We start from the raw sequence: 17,907 nt of genomic DNA on the forward strand, positions 1-17,907 counted from the left end.
GCGGTCACATCCGTGCAAAGGAGCACACCCGCATGCCGAAGAGCCAGAGAAACCCATGGAGCCGACTCTCCGTCGTCTGTGTGACGCTCGCCCTCGCCGCCTCGACCGCGGCCTGCGGATCGGGCGCCTCCTCGACCAGTACCAGCAGTGACGGCACGACCAAGGTGACCGTGCTGCGCTCCAGCGGCGCGCTCTTCGAACCGCTCTACATCGCCCAGCAGCAGGGCTACTTCAAGGACGCGGGACTCGCCGTCACCATCAAGGTGGGCGCCCAGGACACCTCGCAGAACGCGCCGTCCGTCCTCAACGGCGAGGCCCAGTTCGCCATGACGGACAGCTCCGGCTTCCTCAAGGGCGCGGCCAAGAACCTGCCCGTCCGCATCGCGACCGGGCTGGTGTCCGCCACCACCAAGACCGAGCCCACCGACGGACTGCTCGTCAAGAAGAACAGCTCCATCAAGTCCTTCGCCGACCTGGAGGGGAAGACGGTCGGACTGGCCGCGCTGGGCGGCACGATCCAGTTCATCACCGAGTACCTCGTGGAGAAGGACGGTGGCGACCCCGGCAAGGTCAAGTTCGTCTCCCTGCCGACCACCTCGCTCAACGACGCGGTGAGCAGCGGCAAGACGGACGCGGTCTACTCCTTCGGTGCCTTCTACGCGGCGGGCAAGCAGGCCGGCCTGCGCTCGATCGGAGACGGGATGAACGACCTGCCCGGCATTACCCAGGGCCTGATCTTCTCCAGCCAGAAGTACCTGTCGGGCAACTCCGCGACGGCCGAGAAGTTCACCGGTGCCGTCGCCAAGGCCCTGGCCTACGCCAACGCGCACCCCGAAGCGGTCCGGGCCGTCGACAAGAAGTACACCCAGTTGTCCGCCGCCTACATCGACAAGGCACCCGTCCCCTACTACGACAAGAACCTCAACACCACCGTGATGCGGACCGTCGTCACCAAGATGCACGGCTACGGGCTGCTGAGCAGCGAGCCCAAGGACACCGCCCTTTACTGGCAGAAGGCTCCGACCGTCACCACCGGCAGCTGAGGCGGCGAACGACACGATGGCCACATCCATCACGCGACGGCGGCCCGCCCCCGGGCGGGCTCCGCTGCCCGACCGTGCCCGGGCCGTCGGCCGGGGGCGCGCCGGACTCCTTCTGCTCCAGGTGTCCGCACTGCTGCTGGTGCTCGCGGTCTGGGCCGCTCTCGCCGCGGCCGGTTTCGTGAGCAGCACCGCACTGCCCGGCCCGAGAGCGGTGTTCGGCCGGTTCCCCGAACTGTTCGGCGACGGCGCGTACTGGCGGGCCGTGCTCGACACCCTGCGCGGAGCTGTGACCGGGTTCGTCCTGGCCGTCGTCGTCGGAGTGCCACTCGGCCTGGTCACCGGGACCTATGCGGCGGCCGAGCGGTCCACCCGGCTGCTCGTCGACGTCCTGCGGTCCTTCCCGGTGATCGCGCTGCTGCCGGTGTTCCTGCTCGTCCTCGGCTCGACCCCGACGACGAAGAGCACCGTGGTCTTCATCGCCTGCGTCTTCCCGGTCTTCCTCCAGGCGCAGTACGGGGCCCGCTCGGTCACGCCGATGGTCGCGGAGACCGTACTCAGCTACCGCATCCCGCGCCGTCTGCGCTTCCGCCGGGTGATCCTGCCGAGCGCCACCCCCTCGATCATGACCGGGCTGCGGCTGGCCGCCACGACCTCCGTACTCGTCGCCATCGGCGTGGAGGTGCTCACCACGCTGCCGGGCATCGGCCACGAGGTCGTCCAGGCCCAGCAGAGCGACGCGTCGGCCACGGCCTACGCGTACATCGTCACCGCGGGCGCGATCGGCTACGCGATCAACCTGCTGTCCCAGGTCGCCGAGCAGCGGCTGCTGCGCTGGCGCCCCCCGGCGTACACCGACTGAGGCAGGGAAGGAACATCATGGCGGCACACCCTTCAGGTGCCCTGTGGAAGTCGCTGCTCCATCAGCTGTGGCTGCCGGCCCTGGTCCTCGCGATCCTGGTACTGGCCACGGCGGGCAGCACCAGCTTCTACTTCCCGCCCGCGACCGACGTACTGGCCACCCTCTGGCGCGGCCTCGTCCACGGTGAGCTCGTGAGCGACCTGGCCTTCTCCCTGCGCAACATCGTGCTGGGCCTGGCCGTCGCCACCGTGGTCGGCATCGGCGCGGGCCTGGTCATCGGTGAGGTCCCGCTGCTGCGGCGGGCCACCGCGCCGCTGCTGGACTTCGCCCGGGCGGTGCCCACGGTGGCGTTCGTCCCCGTCATCATCCTCACCCTCGGCATCGGCTCCGGCCCCAAGATCTTCCTGATCGCGCTCGGCTCGCTGTGGCCGATCCTGCTCAACACCATCAGCGGTGTGCACGGCGTCAACCCGGCCGTGCACGAGACCGTCCGCAGCTACCGGATCCCCTGGCGGCTGCGGCTGACCAAGGTCGTCCTGCCGGGCGCGCTGCCCCAGATCTTCGCCGGTGTCCGCATCGCCCTGTCGATCGCGGTGGTCCTGATGGTCGTCAGTGAGATCTACGGTTCCCCCGTGGGGCTCGGCAACTACATCCTGCAGAGCGGCTCCAGCTTCGCCGTCCCGGAGACCTGGGCCGGCACCGTGCTGATCGGCATGCTCGGCTACGGCCTGAGCGTGCTCCTCCTGGCAGCCGAACACGTGCTGCTGGGCTGGTACCACCAGCGTCCGCCCCGCACTCGGCGGACCAAGCTCCGGAACGAGGTCACGCCATCATGCAGCGACACCTGAAAGCGAGCGGATCCAGCCTGGTCGTGGACGGCGTCGGCAAGACGTTCGGCCACGGCGCGGACGAGCACCGGGTGATCGAGGACCTGTCGCTGAGGGTCGACCCCGGGGAACTGGTCTGCGTCGTCGGCCCGTCCGGGGCCGGCAAGACCACCCTCCTGCGCTGTCTGTCGGGCCTTGTCCGCCCGACGTCAGGCACGATCAGCTACGGCGAACAGGAACTCACCAAACCGCACGCCGACATCGCGGTGGTCTTCCAGGACTACCGGGGCTCGTTGCTGCCGTGGATGAAGGTCCGCGACAACGTGGCCTTCCCGCTGGAGGGCATGGGCGTCAAGCGGGCCGCCCGCAGGAAGCGTGCCGACGAGTGCCTGGCCGCCGTAGGCCTCCCGGACGTCGGGGACAAGTACCCGTGGCAGCTCTCCGGCGGCATGCAACAGCGGGCCGCCATCGCGCGCGGACTCGCCTACGAGGCTCCCGTCCTGCTGATGGACGAGCCCTTCGGCTCGGTGGACGCCCAGTCGCGCTTCGACCTGGAGGACCTGACGCTGTCCCTGCGCAAGCGGCTCGGCATCACCGTCGTCGTGGTCACCCACGACATCGACGAGGCGGTCTACCTCGGCGACCGTGTGATCGTCCTCGGCGGCAGCCCGACGACGGTCGTCGACAACCTCACGATCGACCTGGGCGACGACCGCGACCAGCTCCGCACCCGGGCCCACCCACGCTTCGCGGACCTCCGTACCCATGTGCTGACACTGATCCGCGGCGACCGGCCGGCCGCCGGGAGCGCCGGCGCCGGCACGCCGGAGCGCGCCGGCGAGGACACTCCCGGCCCGGCCGGCGCGGTGACCGAGAGCGCGGTACGACGGTGACCCGGTTCGACCACGTAGGGATCTCGGTACCGGATCTGGAGGCCGCCACCGCCTGGTACTGCGCGGCGCTCGATCTCACCGCCGCCCCGGTGTTCTCGATTCCCGGCACCGACCTGCGCGGGGTGATGCTCCTGCACGACAGCGGTTTCCGCATCGAGTTGCTGCACCGCCCGCGGGCGGTGCCGGGCCTGCGGGCGGCGACCGCGCTGGAGGCGGCGGGGACCCTGGGCCTCGGGCACCTGTGCCTGTGCGTCGAGGACGTGGACGGCGAGTACACCCGGCTGGTCGAGGCCGGCGCGGGCAGCAGCATGTCCCCGCGGGCGGCACCCCGCCCCGGCGCGCGCATGGCCTTCGTGGCCGATCCGTACGGCAACCTGATCGAGCTGCTCGACCGCGAGTGATCCGGCCTCACCCGCGCGAAAGCCCCGGGAATCCGTGATGCTGTTGGCGAATCCGGTGCGGCTGGGCCACCTCTCCGAAAAAGTGTGACACTTCTGGGGAAAGTGTCACACTTTCTCGGCTGTGTATGGCTGCTCCGGCCTGCTGACGGGATTGGCCAACAGCGTCATCCGTTCCCGGGGCCTCTGTACGGGCTGCGGCCGTCAGGCGCCGATCATGTTGTAGCCGCCGTCGGCAATGAGGAAGCCGCCCGTGATGTGGTGGGCGTCCTCGGTGGCCAGGAACAGGGCGGCCCCGGCGAGTTCGGCGGGACCGGGGATACGGCCCATGGGGGTCAGCTCGCGCAGCTTGTCGCCGCGCCCGGCCTTCCAGTCGGCACGGCCGAGCGTCGCCTCGGTCTCGATGAAGCCCGGAGCGAAGACGTTCACCCGCACGGCCGGTGCGAATGCGTGGGCGTAGGACTTGGTGAGGCCGATGATGCCGTACTTGGCCGCCGCGTACTGGGGCGCCCGGGCGCTGCCGCGGGCCACGACGGTGGAGCCGACGTTGACGATGGCGCCGCCGCCCTCCTGCTCCAGCATCCGGGCGCCGAACTCGTGCGTGCACAGCAGGGTGCCCTTGATGTCGACGGCGAGGACGTGGTCGATGGACTCCTCGGTGATGTCGCGCCAGGACATCTGTTCGCGGGCCACGTCGCCGACGTTGTTGACGGCGACGTCGAGGCGGCCGAAGCGGTTCCAGACCTCGTCCGCCATGTGCTTGATCTGGTCGTGCTCGGCGATGTCGGCCTGCACGACGAAGGCCTTGCGGCCGAGGGCCATGACCCGCTCCGCGGTGGCCTCCGCGCCTGCCCGCGAACTGCGGTAGTGGATGGCGACATCGGCACCCTCCTGTGCCGCGCGCACGGCGATCTCCGCGCCGAATCCGGTTCCGGCCCCCGTCACGAGGACGGTGCTGCCGGTGAAGCGCTGGGGGATGGTCATGAGGGCTCCGATCGTGAAGCAGGGGAGGGGAAGGCGCGAGGAGGGGTCATACGAGGGTCCGGCCGCCGTCGACGTACAGCACCTGTCCGGTGACGAAGGCGGCCTCGGCCGAGGTGAGGAAGAGGGCCGGGCCGACCAGGTCGTCGGGCCGGCCGAGACGCCCGATGGGGACGAGTGCCTCCATGGACGCGCGCATGCCGGGCCTGGCGAGGTAGGCGCGGGTGAGGTCGGTCTCGGTGTAGCCGGGGGCGACCGCGTTGACGGTGACGCCGTGCGGCGCCCACTCCCGGGCCATCACCCGCATGAGCTGGTTGACGCCGCCCTTGGTGGCCGCGTAGGGCGCGTGGTCCTTGTGCGCGAGGAGGCCCGACACGGAGGAGAGGTAGACGATGCGGCCGTAGCCCCCGGCGACCATGCGGGCGCCGACCGCCCGCCCGAGCCAGAAGGCGCTGCTGAGGTTGATGGCCACGATCCGCTCCCACACCTCGTCGGGTGTCTCCAGCACGGGTCTGCGGTCGTTGGCGCCCACGGCGTGCACGAAGACGTCGAGTCCGCCCAGGCGTTCGGCGGCCCGGTCGACGGCGTCGCGGCAGGCGTCGGCGGAGGTGAGGTCGGCCGGTACGCCGAAGACATCGCCGAGCCCCTCGGCCGTACGGACGCGGGAGAGCTTGGCGACGGCGTCGGCGTCGATGTCCAGGACGGCCACGTCGGCGCCGGCGCCGGCCAGGGCCTCCGTGACGGCTGCTCCGATGCCTCCCGCCCCCGCGACGATCGCGCGCGTTCCGGAGTGGTTCCACATCGTCTTCATGCCCGGGACCGTAAGCCACTCAATGTCATTGTGTCCACACTTAGCCAGTCTATTGACGTCAAAGCCCAGTCGATGCAGGGTGAGTGTCGACAGTTCTTGGGAGGTCTGATGAAGCTGGTGACGTTCGACGAGGGGCTCGTGGGGCGCCTGGACGGGGACACGGTGGTGGAACTCGGCGTTCCGACCACACGTGAGTTCTTCGAACGCGAGGGCCGTGTCGACGAGACGGGACGGACGTTCGCACTCGCCGACGTCCGGCTGCGGGCGCCGATCGTGCCGAAGAAGTTCTTCCACACGGCGGGCAACTTCCGTGAGCACCACGAGGATCTGGCCCGGGTGGACTGGTCCCACCCTGTCAACAAGGGCATCGTGTTCTTCCAGAACACCGACGCGATCATCGGTCCCGACGACCCGATCGTGTACCCCGCCAACCTGACCAGGGAGCTGGACTACGAACTCGAACTCGCCGTGATCATCGGCAGGGCGGGCAAGTTCTTCTCGGCCGACCAGGCCGCCGAGCACATCGCGGGCTACCTCGTCTTCAACGACATCACCGCGCGCGACATCCAGCGCCGCGAGATGGAGTCGGGGGTCTTCTCCTTCTCCAAGGCCATCGACACGTTCTGCCCGATCGGCCCGTACATCGTCACCGCCGACGAGATCGGCGACCCCCACGACCTGGACATGGAACTGCGGGTCAACGGCGACGTACGCCAGAAGTCGAACACCTCCCGCATGTCGGTGTCGATCCCACAACTCGTCGCGTACCACTCGCCGCAGACCTACAGCGCGGGCGACATCCTCACCACCGGGACCATCGCGGGTGTGGCGGCGAGCACCGCGGATCCCTTCGCCAACTACCTCAACCCCGGTGACGTCGTCGAGGCCGAGATCGAGGGCCTGGGCATCCTGCGCAACCGGGTGGTGTCCTGGCAGGACGCCTACGGCACGCCGGAGCCGCTCGCCGAGCAGTGGGTGTGAACGGATGCGCATCGCTCAACTCGCGGGCCGCACCGTCCTGTTGACCCCCGACGGCGCCGTGGACGTGGCCACCGCCTCGGCGGGCCGCTTCTCCGCCGACCCGGCCGACCTCTTCGACCAGTGGGACGGCCTGCTCGACTGGTCGTGGGACATCGACCCGGCACACGCCGTGCCGTACAAGGAGCCCGACCTGCTCGCGCCCCTGCCCGAGCCGCGCCAGGTCTTCGCCGTCGCGCTCAACTACCGCCCCCACACGGCGGAGGCGGGCTACCAGGAACCGGCCGAGCCCCTCGTGTTCACCAAGTTCCCGAGCTGCGTCACGGGCCCCTTCGGCACCATCGACCTGCCGCCCGGGCACGTCGACTGGGAACTGGAGGCCGTCGCGGTCATCGGCCGCCACGCCCACCGCGTCCCGGAGGAGAACGGCTGGGACCCCGTCGTCGCGCTCACCGTGGGCCAGGACCTCTCCGAACGGATCGTCCAACTCGCCGGCCGTCCGGCCCAGTTCTCCCTCGGCAAGTCCTTCCCGGGATTCGGCCCGGTCGGCCCCGCCCTGGTCAGCCTCGACGAACTGCCCGACCGGGACGACCTGGAGCTGACCTGTGAGCTGAACGGCGAGGCCGTCCAGCACGACCGCACCTCGAACATGATCTTCCCGGTGTCCACCCTGGTCTCCTACCTCAGCGCGATCTGCCCACTGCGCCCCGGCGACCTGATCTTCACCGGAACCCCGGCGGGCGTGGGAAACCGCCGTACCCCACAGCGATTCCTGGGTCCGGATGACACCCTCGTGAGCAGGATCGGGGGACTGGGCGAGATGCGGCACACCTTCAGGAGCGCACCATGAGCGAGACCATCCTCTTCACCGACGTCCAGGTCTTCGACGGCACCGGACGGGATCCCTTCGCCGGCGAGGTCCTGGTAGAGGGCAACCGCATCACCGCCGTCACCGGCAAGATCCCCGCCGACAAGCTGGCCGTCGCCCGCATCGTCGACGGCGGCGGCGGCACCCTGATCCCCGGTCTGGTCGACTCCCACACCCACCTCGGTTTCGGCTCCACCGTCGAACACCGCTCACCGCGCCGGGACGAACCCGACGAGGAGAAGGCGCTCCTGGTCGCGCACGCCGGGCGGGTGCTGCTGGACCACGGCATCACCAGCGCCTACTCCGGCGGCAACCGTCTGCCCCGCACCGAGATCGCGGCCCGGAAGGCGTTCGCCGAGGGCTGGATGCCCGGACCGCGGTTCAAGGCCGCTTCCTGGGAGGGCAGCGCGGGCATGGTCGAGCCCGGTGTCTACGACTTCCCCGGGATCGACGGCAGGGCCTCCGACCCCGAGTCGGTGAGCCGCTTCGTGGGCGAGATGGCGGACCTCGGCGTCGACATCGTCAAGCTGTCACTGTCCGGGGAGAGCGCGGTGGTGCAGGGCACCTCACGGATCGTCCAGTTCACCGACGACGAGGTGGCCGCGGCCTCCGCCACCGCCCGCGCCCGCGGAGTCGCGCTCACCGCCCACGCCCACGCGGCCGAGTCCATCAAGATGGCCGTCCGGCACGGCATCCGAGCCGTCTACCACTGCACCTTCGCCGACGAGGAGACCCTCGACCTCCTGGAGGCCGCCCGCGACCGGCTGTTCGTCGCACCCACACCCGGCATCATCTACGCCAACCTGCACGAGGCCGGCAGCGAACCCGAGCCCGGCATGGAGGTCGAGGCCACCGAGAAGGCGGTCCGGCAGGTCGTGCCCGAACTCGTAAGCCGGGGCATCCGGGTCGTGCCCGGCGGCGACTACGGCTTCCCCTGGAACCCGGTCGGCCGCAACGCCCGGGACCTGGAGCTGTTCGTCGACTGGTTCGGCTTCACCCCGGCCCAGGCGCTCAGCGCCGCCACCCGGGACGGCGGCTGGGTCATGGGCCTGGAGGGCGAACTCGGCCTGATCCGGGAGGGATACCTCGCGGACCTCGTCCTGGTCGACGGCGATCCCCTCGACGACATCCGCGTCCTCCAGGACCGTGACCGCCTTGCCGCGATCATGAAGGACGGCGTGCTGCACAAGGCCCCGGCGTGAACGCCCCCGCGGCGCGCGTCACCGGCGGCCGGCTGCTGGGGGAGTGGGACCGCTCGGTCGCGGTCTTCCGCGGTGTCCCCTTCGCCGCGCCGCCGGTCGGCGCCCTGCGGTGGCGGCCCCCACAGGCCGCCGAGGGCTGGGACGGTGAGCGGCGCGCGATCGAGTTCGGCCCCGCGCCGCTGCAACCCCAGCCGCCCCGGGGCTCGGTGATGTACCGCACCAACTTCGAGGACCGCCGCCCCCTCGTGATGAGCGAGGACTGCCTCTACCTCAACGTGTGGACCCCCGAGCCGTCCCCGAGGGCCGGGCTGCCCGTCATGGTGTGGGTCCACGGCGGAGGCAACCGGTACGGCCACGGTTCCCAGGACATCCACGATGGTGCTTCCCTGGCTGCCCGCGGCCTGGTCGTCGTCACCCTCAACCACCGCCTCGGTGCCCTCGGCTTCCTCGCCCATCCCGGCCTGGCCGCCGAGGACGACCTCGGCGCCTCCGGGAACTACGGCCTGCTCGACCTCGTGGCCGCCCTGACCTGGGTGCGCGAGAACATCGGGGCATTCGGCGGCGATCCAGACCGGGTCACCCTGGCCGGCAACTCCGCCGGAGCGGCCCACATCTGTCATCTGATGGCCGCGACGACCGCACGGCCGTTCTTCCGCGCGGCACTCGGCCAGAGCGCCTCGGGCGTGGGCCGGGCCGAGGGGCCGCTGCCGGGCCAGGAGGACGCCCAGAAGCAGGGACTGTCGTACGCCGACGAATTCGCCACCCACGACGTCGAGAGGCTCCGGGGGATCTCGGGCGTCGAACTGGTCGTCCGCGGGCACTTCGGACCCGTCGTCGACGGCCGCGTCCTGACCGAACCCACCGACGACGTGTTCGCCGCCGGCCGGCAGCACCCCGTACCGCTGCTCGTGGGCACCAACCTCGACGAGGGCACGGTCTACGCCAAGGACGGCCAGGACCCGAAGACCGTGGGCGACACCCGATTCGTCCGCCCCGTGTGGCACTGGGCGCACACCCACCGCGCCACGACCGGCGCCCCGACCTGGATGTACCGGTTCACCCGCAGGCCCGCGCTGCCACCTGGCCTGCCGGACTCCGGCGTCTACCACACCGCCGAACTCCCGTACGTCCTCGACAACCTGCACCGTCGGCCCAACTGGCCCTGGCAGCCGGCCGACCACGTTCTGGCGGGGACGATGGCCGACACCTGGGCGCGTTTCGTGGAGTCGGCAGACCCGAACGGGGCGTGGCCGCAGCACTGGCCGCTGTTCACCGGGCCCGACCACACCCCCGCCATGATCTTCGGCGACACCGTCGGCCCGGGAGTCCTGCACCGGCCGGCAGTGCCCGAGTAGCCCGGCCGCCCCGAACGCCCACGTGAACAACCGAGGACGCCCCGAACGGCGGCCCGCACGACATGCCGAGAAAGGACGACCGTGGCACGACTGCCGGGCATCGACGGAGCCGGACCCGTCGCGGAACGCATCCGTGAACGGCGGGGCGGCATCCTGCGCCCCCTGGACCGGATGCTCCTGTACAGCCCGAGCGTCGCCGACGGCTGGAACAGCCTGCTGGGCGCGATCCGGCTCCGCATGGACCTGCCCGCGGACATCCGTGAGCTGGTGATCCTGCGGATCGCCGTGCTCAACCGGGCCCCCTACGAATGGGCCGCCCACGAACCGGAGGCCCGCGCCGCCGGCCTCGAGGGCCACCAGCTCGTGGCCCTCCGGCACGACGACGCGGCCGAACACCCGGGCTTGGACGCGCGACAGCGCAGGGTGCTCGCGTACACCGACGCCATGACCCGGCACGTCCAGGTGCCCGAAGAGGTCTTCGACGCGTTGCGCGGCGACTTCACCGATGCCGAGCTCGTCGAACTGACCGCGACCGTCGCCGCGTACGGCATGGTGTCCCGCTTCCTCGTCGCCCTGGACGTGGAGCTGCCTGAGGCACCGGACCGATGATCCGCCCTTCGGCCGGACCCACCGTGTCGACGACCACCGACCTCCACCCCCGTTCCCAGGAGGAGACCGTGACTCATTCCCGTCCGATTACCACCCCCACCGGCCCCGGCAGACTCGCCGGCAAGGTCGTCCTCGTCACCGGCGCGGGCGCCGGCATCGGTCAGGGCTGTGCCCTGCTCTTCGCCGAACAGGGTGCCACCGTCGTCGGCTGCGACATCGACCCGGCCGCGGCCGAACGCACCCGCAAGCTCGCCGCCGACCGTGGGCTGAGCATCGATGTGCTCGGGCCGCTCGACATGACGGACCCCGCCGACACCCGTCGCTTCGCCGACGAGGCGCACACACGGCACGGGCGGATCGACGCCCTGGTCACCGCCGGAGCCATCGCTCCGCGCATGGCGACCGCCGCCGACATGGACTTCGACGAGGAGTGGACCCCCACGCTGCGGGGCGAGGTCGATGTCGTCTTCCTGCCTGTACAGGCGGTGTGGCGGCACATGGAGGCGTCCGGGGGCGGCTCGATCGTCAACTTCGCCTCGGTGAACGCCTTCCGGGGCAGCGCGACCTTCGGGATGGTCGCACACTGCGCCGGTAAGTCCGCCGTACTCGGAATGACCCGCCAACTCGCTGTGGAAGGAGGCCCGTTGGGAATCCGGGCCAACACGATATCGCCCGGCATGGTGCGCACCCCAGCCACCGAGTCGGCGGGCGCGCACGAGGGCGCGGCCCGCAAGGCGCTCCTCGACCGCATTCCGCTGGGACGCGTCGGACGGCCGGAGGACATCGCCTGGTGCGCCGTATACCTGCTATCCAACGAGTCTGCCTGGGTGACGGGCAGCAACTTTCCGGTCGACGGCGGTGTCCTCGCCAAGTAGGCGCCGCCCGCCGTCCTCAGGCGGTACGCCCGCGCTTGGCGCGGCCGGGCGTGCGGGTGCGCGGGGCATCCTGCTCCAGCTGTTCCTCCACCGCGCGCAGGGCCCGTACGGTGGCTCCGGCGATGAGCGCGGAGGCCAGCTCGCCGTCCCGCTCCTCGTACGCCTGGATCAGGCGCTCCTGGTCGTCGACGCTGTAGGCGAGCCGGCCCGCGCGGGTCAGGCTCAGATGGCGCAGCATGAGCGTGCGCAGCGCGAGCGAGTCGAGGATCTGCTTCAGGGTGGCGTTGCCGACGATCTCGGTCATCCGCTCCTGGAGCTGGACATGGCTCCAGAAGTACGCGTCCACGTCCTCCTTGTCGGCGAGGTCGCGCATCGACTCGACCCGGCCGCGCAGTTCGGCGAGTTCGTCCTCGGTGGCCCGCTCGACCAGCAGCCCGGCGAGCATGGCCAGGAGCTGCCGCCTGACCTGGTAGATGTCCCGGATGTCCTGGAGGGAGGGCGAGGCGACGCGCGGTCGGCGGCGGGCCTTCATCTCCACCAGCCCCTCCTGTTCGAGGAGCATCAGCGCCTCGCGCACGGGGGTACGGCTGGTCTCGAAGCGGTTGGACAGATCAACGCTGTTGAGATCCTGTCCGGGCTGCAGCCTGCCCTCGATGATGCCCTCGCCGACCCACTCGGCGATCTGTGCGACCAGCGGTTCGCGTCGGTCCCGCAGCCGCAGCAGGCGCTCCAGTACGAGATGAGTGTCCTGATGGGGCATGAGGGGGTCTCCCTGACTGATCCAGCTGCGCGCTCGTCCTGACGGTGTCGACACTAGCGCACCTGTGGATGCGTGTGCGCGCCAATCGTGTGCCATGTGTCGACAGGTGGCGGCATGATCGTGCAGGAGACCCATGCCCTCACGGCAGCTAGCACAGGTCGCGCCGTCAGTGACTATCACATCACTTTCCATGACACCACCTCGTCCGCTTTGTTCACTCATTCACAGGAGGTATGCCATGCCGTCGTCACCGCCCCAGGCCTGGGCCCACCGTCAGGGCCGCGTCGCGATGCGGCCGTTGGAGCCCGCCGACTTCGGCCCCGAGGCGCTGTCCGCCCGGGCCCGGATCGCCGACGCCTTCCACCGGTTCGCCGTCGCCCATGACGAGGCGCAGTTCGACCAGTTGGCCAGCTGCTTCACCGAGGACGCGGTGTTCGAGGTGGCGGAGGCCTCGGCCGAGCCGTTCGAGCGCTTCGAAGGCCGTACCCGGATAGGGGAGCGGCTGTCCGAGGTCGTCGCCGAACAGGCCGACCAACGACGGCACTTGATGGGCAACGTCCTCGTCGAGGAACTCGACCTGACGGAGGGACGGGCCACCGCGATCGCGTTCGGCCTGGTGTCCGTGGCCGCCGACACCGTCCGTTGGGGGGCCAGCGTCATCTACCACGCCCGTCTGCGCCGCGAGGAGGACGGCTGCTGGCGGTTCTGCGCCTTCTTCATCGGCATGGACGCCTACGTCGGCGACAAGCCGGTGATCGAGCCGTAGTCGCCCGGTCGCGGAACGCCCCCGGCCGCGTGCGGTACGCGGCCGGGGGCGCCCTCATGTGCCGGCTACGCCACGGTCAGCGTCAGCGCTCCCGTGTAGGAGGTGCCGGCCTCGATGGCGGTGGGTGTCCCGTCGACCGTGAGCTTCACGGTCCTGCCCGACGGGGCCCGCACCGAGGCGTCGGACGCCAGGGTCAGCGCGCTCAGGTGGGAGGTGCCGGTGACGGTCCAGGTGGACCAGCTGCCGAGCGTGACGATGACGCCGTTGTTGACGACGGGTGCCGGGGTGTTGGTGACCTCGCTGATCTCGCGGTACTCGGCCATGGTGATGGTGGAGACGCGGTGCTTGGCACTGGTCGAGGTGATGACGCCCCGCACGGAGGAGCGGGTGAAGGTGAGGCTGAGGTTCTGTCCCTGGAGACCCGCGTTGCCGCCGCCCAGCACGGAGTTGTAGAAGTCGCCCTTCAGGTCGATGTCGGTGAAGGATGCCCTGGCGTCGGTGCTCTGTACGCTCGTGGCGTCCCAGGTCGATGATTTCGTCGCGGCTGCGGTCGGCTCGGTGTAGGTGCCGATCATCTCGGTCTTCCACGCCTTGCCGGTGACGGAGACGCTGCTCGGGCGATCGGTGTCCATCAGCTGGTAGATGACCCCGTTGCCGGGCTTGATGGAGGCGCCCTGGGAGCCGTCGACGCTGACGGATCCGGCGACCGCCTTGGAGATGAACGCGGTCTTGCCCGTACGGACCTGGGTGCCGCCGTCGATGGTGACGGAACCGGCGGCGTACCACATGACCATGAACCGGCCGGCGTCGATGACGGTCGGGCGCACCGGCAGGCTCCGCAACTCGGCGTGGGTGAGCCCGAGTTCCAGTGAGTCGTTGAGCGCGGACACCGCGGCCCGGGTGCTGTCGCCGTAGTGGGCGGAGGAACCCCAGTGGATGAGGGCGTAGTCGCCCACGTCGAAGGTGCACCCCAGGAAGTGCTCGGTCACACTGCCGATGGCGTACGAACCGTAGCCCTCGCCGCCGGTGTTGGCGATCCGGCTGTTGATGGCGGTCAGCGTGCATCCGCTGCCGCCGTCGACCGACAGCGCACCCCACTTCTCCGAGGAGATCGACGAGTTGATGTAGGAGGCCCTGGTACTCGCGCCGAGCAAGTTGGTCGCGCGGACGTTCCCGGAGATTCCCAGCATCCAGGGCACGGTGATCATGTACCGGGTGTCGCCGGTCCCGGTCTCCGGATACTCGGCGGGCACGCTGTCGCCGTCCGCGCAGTGGATGGTGGAGTTCTTGACGACGACGTTGGCGGTGGCGTCGGCGATGACGGCCGTACGGACCACGCCCTCGTTTCTGATGGTGGCACCGTCGACGACCAGCGTGGTGCCCTTGCCCGTTCCCACTACGGCGGCGCCGTAGCCGATGAAGTCGCAGCGGCCGTTGCCCACGAACCCGATCTTCGGTCCGCGCACGGTGTAGTCGGCGCCCCCCGACACATAGACGCCGTTGAAGGCCTCGCCCCGGGAGAGGAGGGTGATGTCGTCGGCGTGTGTGTGGGTGACCCTGCCGCCGCGGACTTCGGAGGGCACGGACTTGTCCTCGTGGACGCCGTCGGCGTCCACGAAGACGGCCTGGCGGAAGGGGAAGACGAGGTCGCTGAAGGCGACGTCGGTTTCCTCGGCGACCGTCAGGACCACGGCGCCGCGATAGGTGCCGGGGGCGATGACCGTGGTGGCTCCGCCGTGGCCGTCGGTGAGTTCGCTCAGTTTGCCGCCGGTCTCCACGCCGTTGACCGTCAGGGTGAGACTGTGTCCCGCCGGGGCGGCGACGATGCCGCCGGCCGCGATGGTGAGACTGCTCGCCCGGGTCGTCCGGGTCAGCTCCAGGGTCTCGCCGGACCCGACCCGGATGGTCTTGCCACCGGTCGACGCCTGGGCCAGGGCCGGGGCGACGAATGTCGGTGCCGCGGCGAGACCGGCGACCGCCAGGAGGAGCGCGCGGGGACGGGCGCGGTAGGCCACCTCCCGGTCCAACAGGGCAGTCCCCTCCGGGTGGTTGGAGCCTTCACTCGTTCTGCGTGCCACTGTGAACTCCCTTGTCTCCAGTGTTCTGCGACAGGACCGTCCGCACGGGGCCGGACGGCCGGTTGGGACAGTACTGTCGACACTTAGAGGCCACAAGGGGGTAGTGCATGAGAAGTTGGGGCTTACTGGCGACACTAGGTGGGGAGGGTGCGCGCCGGGGAGGACCGGTCGCCCACTTCTCAGTTGGGAGTGGGGGCCTGTCGGTGGATGTGTCGGCCGCGGCGCCGTGGCCGACGGCCGGGCGCAGCGGGGCCGGTTGGCGCAGATGGTGCAGGGGCACGGCGCTGATGAGCGCGGCGGCCAGTAGGGCGTCGCAGTACAGGAGGCGGCAGGCCGGCCGGGCCCGGGGTGCGGTGGACTGGCTCGAAGGAGCTCTCGACAACGGCGAGTTCCCCCTGGACGAGCAGCTGCCCCAGCTTCTCAAGGCGGGTAGGCGATGGCCCGTCGCGCCGGCCGGCCGCTGGATGAGCACGATGTCGACCTGGTCCGCGTCCCCCGATGGAAGCCGGACCAGCCGGCCTGCACACCGTCCAGCTCGTTGCCGCCATCCGAAGAAGTACCGGGCCCAGCGCGGAATTCCGGCCCGCAGAATTGAACTACGGGCGCAAGAGACACTTCGCGGTGGACACGAAGGGCCTCCCCAGCATTCCGCGGCTCACCTGAACTGGTCGCCCATCACCCTCGCGAGCAGGCGTCTGCCCCGGAAGAAGCCCGCCTCCGGCTGGGCGAAGAAGCCGAGACCGACGGCCTGAGCCCGCGTATGGAGGCGAGGAACCGAGCCTTCTAAAGGACAGGCGCCGCCGCAGCGCCTCTCTGAGCTGCGGCTGGCCTCACTCGTCGGCGAGGCCGCCGCTGGAGGGCTGTCAGGGGTGCCCGCCGCAGCCGCAGCCCGTCATGGTCGTCCCCTCCTGGGGTGGCGGGGTCTGTGCGGCGGCCTCTTCCACCGCCGCGAGCAGCCGGCGGCGTTCCTCCGGCGGGATCCACCTGCCGTCGACGACCACGCCGTGGATGCGGCGGGTGTTGCGGATGTCACGCAGCGGGTCGGCGTCGAGGACGAGCAGATCGGCGGCCTGTCCGCGGGCCACGGTGCCGACGGCGGGCAGGCCGAGGGTACGGGCCGCGTCCCGCGTGGCCGCGCGCAGGGCCTCGGCCGGGGTGAGGCCGGCCGCCACGAGCAGCGCCAGCTCGTCGTGGAGGGCGAAGCCCGGGACGAGGTATCCCGTGCCGGTGTCGGTGCCCGCCGCCAGCCGCACACCCGCGCCGTGCAGTTCGCTCACCAGCCGGAGCCGGTGCGCGAAGATCTCGCGGATCTGCCGGGCCTGCTCGGGGGTGCGCCCACCGGTCAGGGCCGCCAGCTGGTCCGGCCAGCTCTCCACTTGCCAGGCGGGCAGGTACTTCCACTCCTCGGCCCGGGACGGAACGTCGTCGGGCAGCTCCAGCGTGCGGTGCACGCTGAGCGTGGGGACGACCGCGGTCCCCCCAGCCGCCAGACTCCGGAAGAGGGCGTCCGCCCGGTCCCGGTCGTAGCCCTGCACCGCCTGCCATTCGAGGGGATGCACCTGCTGGAACCAGCTGTGGTAGCGGGACAGGCTGCTGGGGTCGCGCGGGTCGATCCGTACGGCGTCCAGGCGGCGCCGTATCTCCTTCTCATGCCGTGAGGTCGCCAGGAGCAGCGCGTGCAGGTGCTCGATGGTGCGGTGGCCGACGGCGCTCGCCTCCGCGATCCGTACGGTGTCGGGGCAGTGCCCGAGGTGGGGGATGCCCTGGCGCCGTGCCTCGTCCGCGATGGCGAAGTAGGCCTCGCGGGACAGGCGGGAGTACACCTTGACGAAGTCCGCGCCCTCGCGCTTGACCCGCCGTACGGCACGCCGGGCCTCGGCCGCGTCACGCACCTCGATGGTCGGGCCCACGTCGGCCGCCCACAGTGAGGGCGTGCCGTCGACGATGGGGCTGCCGATCACCCAGCGGGGGCCGAGCAGTGCACCGCTGCGGATCTTCTCGCGCCACTCGTGGTGGACCGGCTCGCCCCGCATCTCCCGGACCATGGTGACGCCGGTGAGGGCGTACAGCGCCGGGACCACTGTCTCCGGGCCGTCACTGTGGGTGTGCGCCTCGATCAGGCCCGGCATCAGGTACTTGCCGGTCAGGTCGACCGTGCGGGTGCCGGGGCGGAGCCGGGTGCGTGCGCTCGGGGCGAGTGCGGTGATGCGGCCGCCCTCGACGACGACCGTCATGTCGAGGGCCGGAGGTGCTCCCGATCCGTCGATCACCGTGACGTGGGTGAACGCCAACGGGCCGGTGTCGGCGCCGTTTCCGGCCCTTGCCCCGACCGCGCGTGCCGTGCCGGCGAACGCCGTGCCCGTCAGTGCCGTACCCGTCACGGCGGCGGCCCCGGCCAGGAACCCCCGTCGGGCCACGCCGCGATGTGCCCCACCTGTTGCTTCGGACATGCTGTTTCCCCTCCTGCTCGCGAATCCGTCGGCCGTATCCGCCGACTCCCACGACTCTGGCGGACACGGGGCGATAGGACAGTGCGGCCAGACCGTGCATGTGGGGGTGTTGCTGGGACCACCGAGGGCCGTCCTTGGCGCTTGGGTCGCCCCC

Annotated in this window: 18 protein-coding genes; 13 read left to right on the forward strand and 5 right to left on the reverse strand. The window is 70.6% G+C overall.

Annotated features, from left to right (window positions below):
• Positions 1 to 32 precede the first annotated feature (32 nt).
• Genes ACFWP5_RS23745 through ACFWP5_RS23765 form a run of 5 tightly spaced genes read left to right on the forward strand, consistent with a single transcriptional unit; the run spans position 33 to position 4,023 of the window.
• Positions 33 to 1,043, forward strand: a complete 1,011-nt coding sequence (locus ACFWP5_RS23745) for an ABC transporter substrate-binding protein (protein WP_384159907.1) — start codon at positions 33 to 35, stop codon at positions 1,041 to 1,043.
• A gap of 16 nt (positions 1,044 to 1,059) precedes the next feature.
• Positions 1,060 to 1,902: an ABC transporter permease gene (locus tag ACFWP5_RS23750; RefSeq protein ID WP_384159910.1), complete on the forward strand. Its 843-nt coding sequence runs from the start codon at positions 1,060 to 1,062 to the stop codon at positions 1,900 to 1,902.
• A gap of 17 nt (positions 1,903 to 1,919) precedes the next feature.
• Positions 1,920 to 2,750 carry an ABC transporter permease gene (locus tag ACFWP5_RS23755; RefSeq protein WP_384159913.1) on the forward strand — a complete coding sequence of 277 codons (831 nt, stop codon included), beginning with the start codon at positions 1,920 to 1,922 and terminating at the stop codon, positions 2,748 to 2,750.
• Positions 2,735 to 3,622 carry an ABC transporter ATP-binding protein gene (locus ACFWP5_RS23760; RefSeq protein ID WP_384159916.1) on the forward strand — a complete coding sequence of 296 codons (888 nt, stop codon included), beginning with the start codon at positions 2,735 to 2,737 and terminating at the stop codon, positions 3,620 to 3,622. Before ACFWP5_RS23755 ends, ACFWP5_RS23760 begins: the two co-directional genes overlap by 16 nt.
• Complete coding sequence (locus ACFWP5_RS23765) at positions 3,619 to 4,023, forward strand: VOC family protein (protein ID WP_384159919.1); 405 nt, start codon at positions 3,619 to 3,621, stop codon at positions 4,021 to 4,023. The genes ACFWP5_RS23760 and ACFWP5_RS23765 overlap by 4 nt, the downstream gene beginning before the upstream one ends.
• A gap of 201 nt (positions 4,024 to 4,224) precedes the next feature.
• Here ACFWP5_RS23765 and ACFWP5_RS23770 read toward each other — a convergent pair whose 3' ends face one another.
• Positions 4,225 to 5,004 carry an SDR family NAD(P)-dependent oxidoreductase gene (locus ACFWP5_RS23770; protein WP_384159922.1) on the reverse strand — a complete coding sequence of 260 codons (780 nt, stop codon included), beginning with the start codon at positions 5,002 to 5,004 and terminating at the stop codon, positions 4,225 to 4,227.
• Between the two features lie 46 nt (positions 5,005 to 5,050).
• On the reverse strand, positions 5,051 to 5,812 hold the full coding sequence (locus tag ACFWP5_RS23775; RefSeq protein ID WP_384159925.1) for an SDR family NAD(P)-dependent oxidoreductase: 762 nt from the start codon (positions 5,810 to 5,812) through the stop codon (positions 5,051 to 5,053).
• Positions 5,813 to 5,920: 108 nt separating this feature from the next.
• On the opposite strand from ACFWP5_RS23775, the gene ACFWP5_RS23780 reads away from it, so the two are divergent.
• From ACFWP5_RS23780 to ACFWP5_RS23805, 6 genes are all read left to right on the forward strand, one after another.
• Positions 5,921 to 6,793 (forward strand): fumarylacetoacetate hydrolase family protein, encoded by an 873-nt coding sequence (locus ACFWP5_RS23780; protein ID WP_384159928.1) that lies wholly within the window; start codon positions 5,921 to 5,923, stop codon positions 6,791 to 6,793.
• Positions 6,794 to 6,797: 4 nt separating this feature from the next.
• On the forward strand, positions 6,798 to 7,640 hold the full coding sequence (locus ACFWP5_RS23785; protein ID WP_384159931.1) for a fumarylacetoacetate hydrolase family protein: 843 nt from the start codon (positions 6,798 to 6,800) through the stop codon (positions 7,638 to 7,640).
• Positions 7,637 to 8,860, forward strand: a complete 1,224-nt coding sequence (locus tag ACFWP5_RS23790; RefSeq protein ID WP_384159934.1) for an amidohydrolase family protein — start codon at positions 7,637 to 7,639, stop codon at positions 8,858 to 8,860. The genes ACFWP5_RS23785 and ACFWP5_RS23790 overlap by 4 nt, the downstream gene beginning before the upstream one ends.
• Positions 8,857 to 10,215, forward strand: a complete 1,359-nt coding sequence (locus ACFWP5_RS23795; protein WP_384159937.1) for a carboxylesterase/lipase family protein — start codon at positions 8,857 to 8,859, stop codon at positions 10,213 to 10,215. Before ACFWP5_RS23790 ends, ACFWP5_RS23795 begins: the two co-directional genes overlap by 4 nt.
• An 81-nt stretch (positions 10,216 to 10,296) precedes the next feature.
• Positions 10,297 to 10,824, forward strand: a complete 528-nt coding sequence (locus tag ACFWP5_RS23800) for a carboxymuconolactone decarboxylase family protein (protein ID WP_384159940.1) — start codon at positions 10,297 to 10,299, stop codon at positions 10,822 to 10,824.
• 68 nt (positions 10,825 to 10,892) lie between these two features.
• Positions 10,893 to 11,699 carry an SDR family NAD(P)-dependent oxidoreductase gene (locus ACFWP5_RS23805; protein ID WP_384159943.1) on the forward strand — a complete coding sequence of 269 codons (807 nt, stop codon included), beginning with the start codon at positions 10,893 to 10,895 and terminating at the stop codon, positions 11,697 to 11,699.
• 16 nt (positions 11,700 to 11,715) lie between these two features.
• Here the strand turns inward: ACFWP5_RS23805 and ACFWP5_RS23810 are convergent, their stop codons facing one another.
• Positions 11,716 to 12,459, reverse strand: coding sequence for a GntR family transcriptional regulator (locus ACFWP5_RS23810; RefSeq protein ID WP_384159946.1), 744 nt, complete (start codon positions 12,457 to 12,459; stop codon positions 11,716 to 11,718).
• Between the two features lie 238 nt (positions 12,460 to 12,697).
• Between ACFWP5_RS23810 and ACFWP5_RS23815 the strand changes: the two genes are divergently transcribed.
• Entirely contained in the window at positions 12,698 to 13,225 is a 528-nt protein-coding gene (locus ACFWP5_RS23815; protein ID WP_384159949.1) for a nuclear transport factor 2 family protein, read from the forward strand.
• 65 nt (positions 13,226 to 13,290) lie between these two features.
• Here the strand turns inward: ACFWP5_RS23815 and ACFWP5_RS23820 are convergent, their stop codons facing one another.
• The gene (locus ACFWP5_RS23820; protein ID WP_384159952.1) at positions 13,291 to 15,303 is read right to left on the reverse strand and encodes a hypothetical protein; all 2,013 of its coding nucleotides are present in this window, start codon (positions 15,301 to 15,303) and stop codon (positions 13,291 to 13,293) included.
• A 287-nt stretch (positions 15,304 to 15,590) separates the two neighbouring features.
• Here ACFWP5_RS23820 and ACFWP5_RS23825 point away from each other — a divergent pair, with 287 nt between their 5' ends.
• Positions 15,591 to 16,055 (forward strand): DUF6192 family protein, encoded by a 465-nt coding sequence (locus ACFWP5_RS23825; protein ID WP_384159955.1) that lies wholly within the window; start codon positions 15,591 to 15,593, stop codon positions 16,053 to 16,055.
• Between the two features lie 111 nt (positions 16,056 to 16,166).
• Here the strand turns inward: ACFWP5_RS23825 and ACFWP5_RS23830 are convergent, their stop codons facing one another.
• Positions 16,167 to 17,753, reverse strand: coding sequence for an amidohydrolase family protein (locus ACFWP5_RS23830; RefSeq protein ID WP_384159958.1), 1,587 nt, complete (start codon positions 17,751 to 17,753; stop codon positions 16,167 to 16,169).
• Positions 17,754 to 17,907: the final 154 nt, after the last annotated feature.

Origin of the sequence: Streptomyces sp. NPDC058469 (genome assembly GCF_042721125.1) — a bacterium.
Taxonomy (GTDB): domain Bacteria; phylum Actinomycetota; class Actinomycetes; order Streptomycetales; family Streptomycetaceae; genus Streptomyces.

What these genes read in the sequence shown, in the direction of transcription:
- ACFWP5_RS23745 (WP_384159907.1), top strand. Translation starts at nt 33, where the DNA reads ATGCCGAAGAGCCAGAGAAACCCATGGAGCCGACTCTCCGTCGTCTGT.
- ACFWP5_RS23750 (WP_384159910.1), top strand. Translation starts at nt 1,060, where the DNA reads ATGGCCACATCCATCACGCGACGGCGGCCCGCCCCCGGGCGGGCTCCG.
- ACFWP5_RS23755 (WP_384159913.1), top strand. Translation starts at nt 1,920, where the DNA reads ATGGCGGCACACCCTTCAGGTGCCCTGTGGAAGTCGCTGCTCCATCAG.
- ACFWP5_RS23760 (WP_384159916.1), top strand. Translation starts at nt 2,735, where the DNA reads ATGCAGCGACACCTGAAAGCGAGCGGATCCAGCCTGGTCGTGGACGGC.
- ACFWP5_RS23770 (WP_384159922.1), bottom strand. Translation starts at nt 5,004, where the DNA reads ATGACCATCCCCCAGCGCTTCACCGGCAGCACCGTCCTCGTGACGGGG.
- ACFWP5_RS23775 (WP_384159925.1), bottom strand. Translation starts at nt 5,812, where the DNA reads ATGAAGACGATGTGGAACCACTCCGGAACGCGCGCGATCGTCGCGGGG.
- ACFWP5_RS23780 (WP_384159928.1), top strand. Translation starts at nt 5,921, where the DNA reads ATGAAGCTGGTGACGTTCGACGAGGGGCTCGTGGGGCGCCTGGACGGG.
- ACFWP5_RS23785 (WP_384159931.1), top strand. Translation starts at nt 6,798, where the DNA reads ATGCGCATCGCTCAACTCGCGGGCCGCACCGTCCTGTTGACCCCCGAC.
- ACFWP5_RS23790 (WP_384159934.1), top strand. Translation starts at nt 7,637, where the DNA reads ATGAGCGAGACCATCCTCTTCACCGACGTCCAGGTCTTCGACGGCACC.
- ACFWP5_RS23810 (WP_384159946.1), bottom strand. Translation starts at nt 12,459, where the DNA reads ATGCCCCATCAGGACACTCATCTCGTACTGGAGCGCCTGCTGCGGCTG.
- ACFWP5_RS23815 (WP_384159949.1), top strand. Translation starts at nt 12,698, where the DNA reads ATGCCGTCGTCACCGCCCCAGGCCTGGGCCCACCGTCAGGGCCGCGTC.
- ACFWP5_RS23825 (WP_384159955.1), top strand. Translation starts at nt 15,591, where the DNA reads ATGAGCGCGGCGGCCAGTAGGGCGTCGCAGTACAGGAGGCGGCAGGCC.
- ACFWP5_RS23830 (WP_384159958.1), bottom strand. Translation starts at nt 17,753, where the DNA reads ATGTCCGAAGCAACAGGTGGGGCACATCGCGGCGTGGCCCGACGGGGG.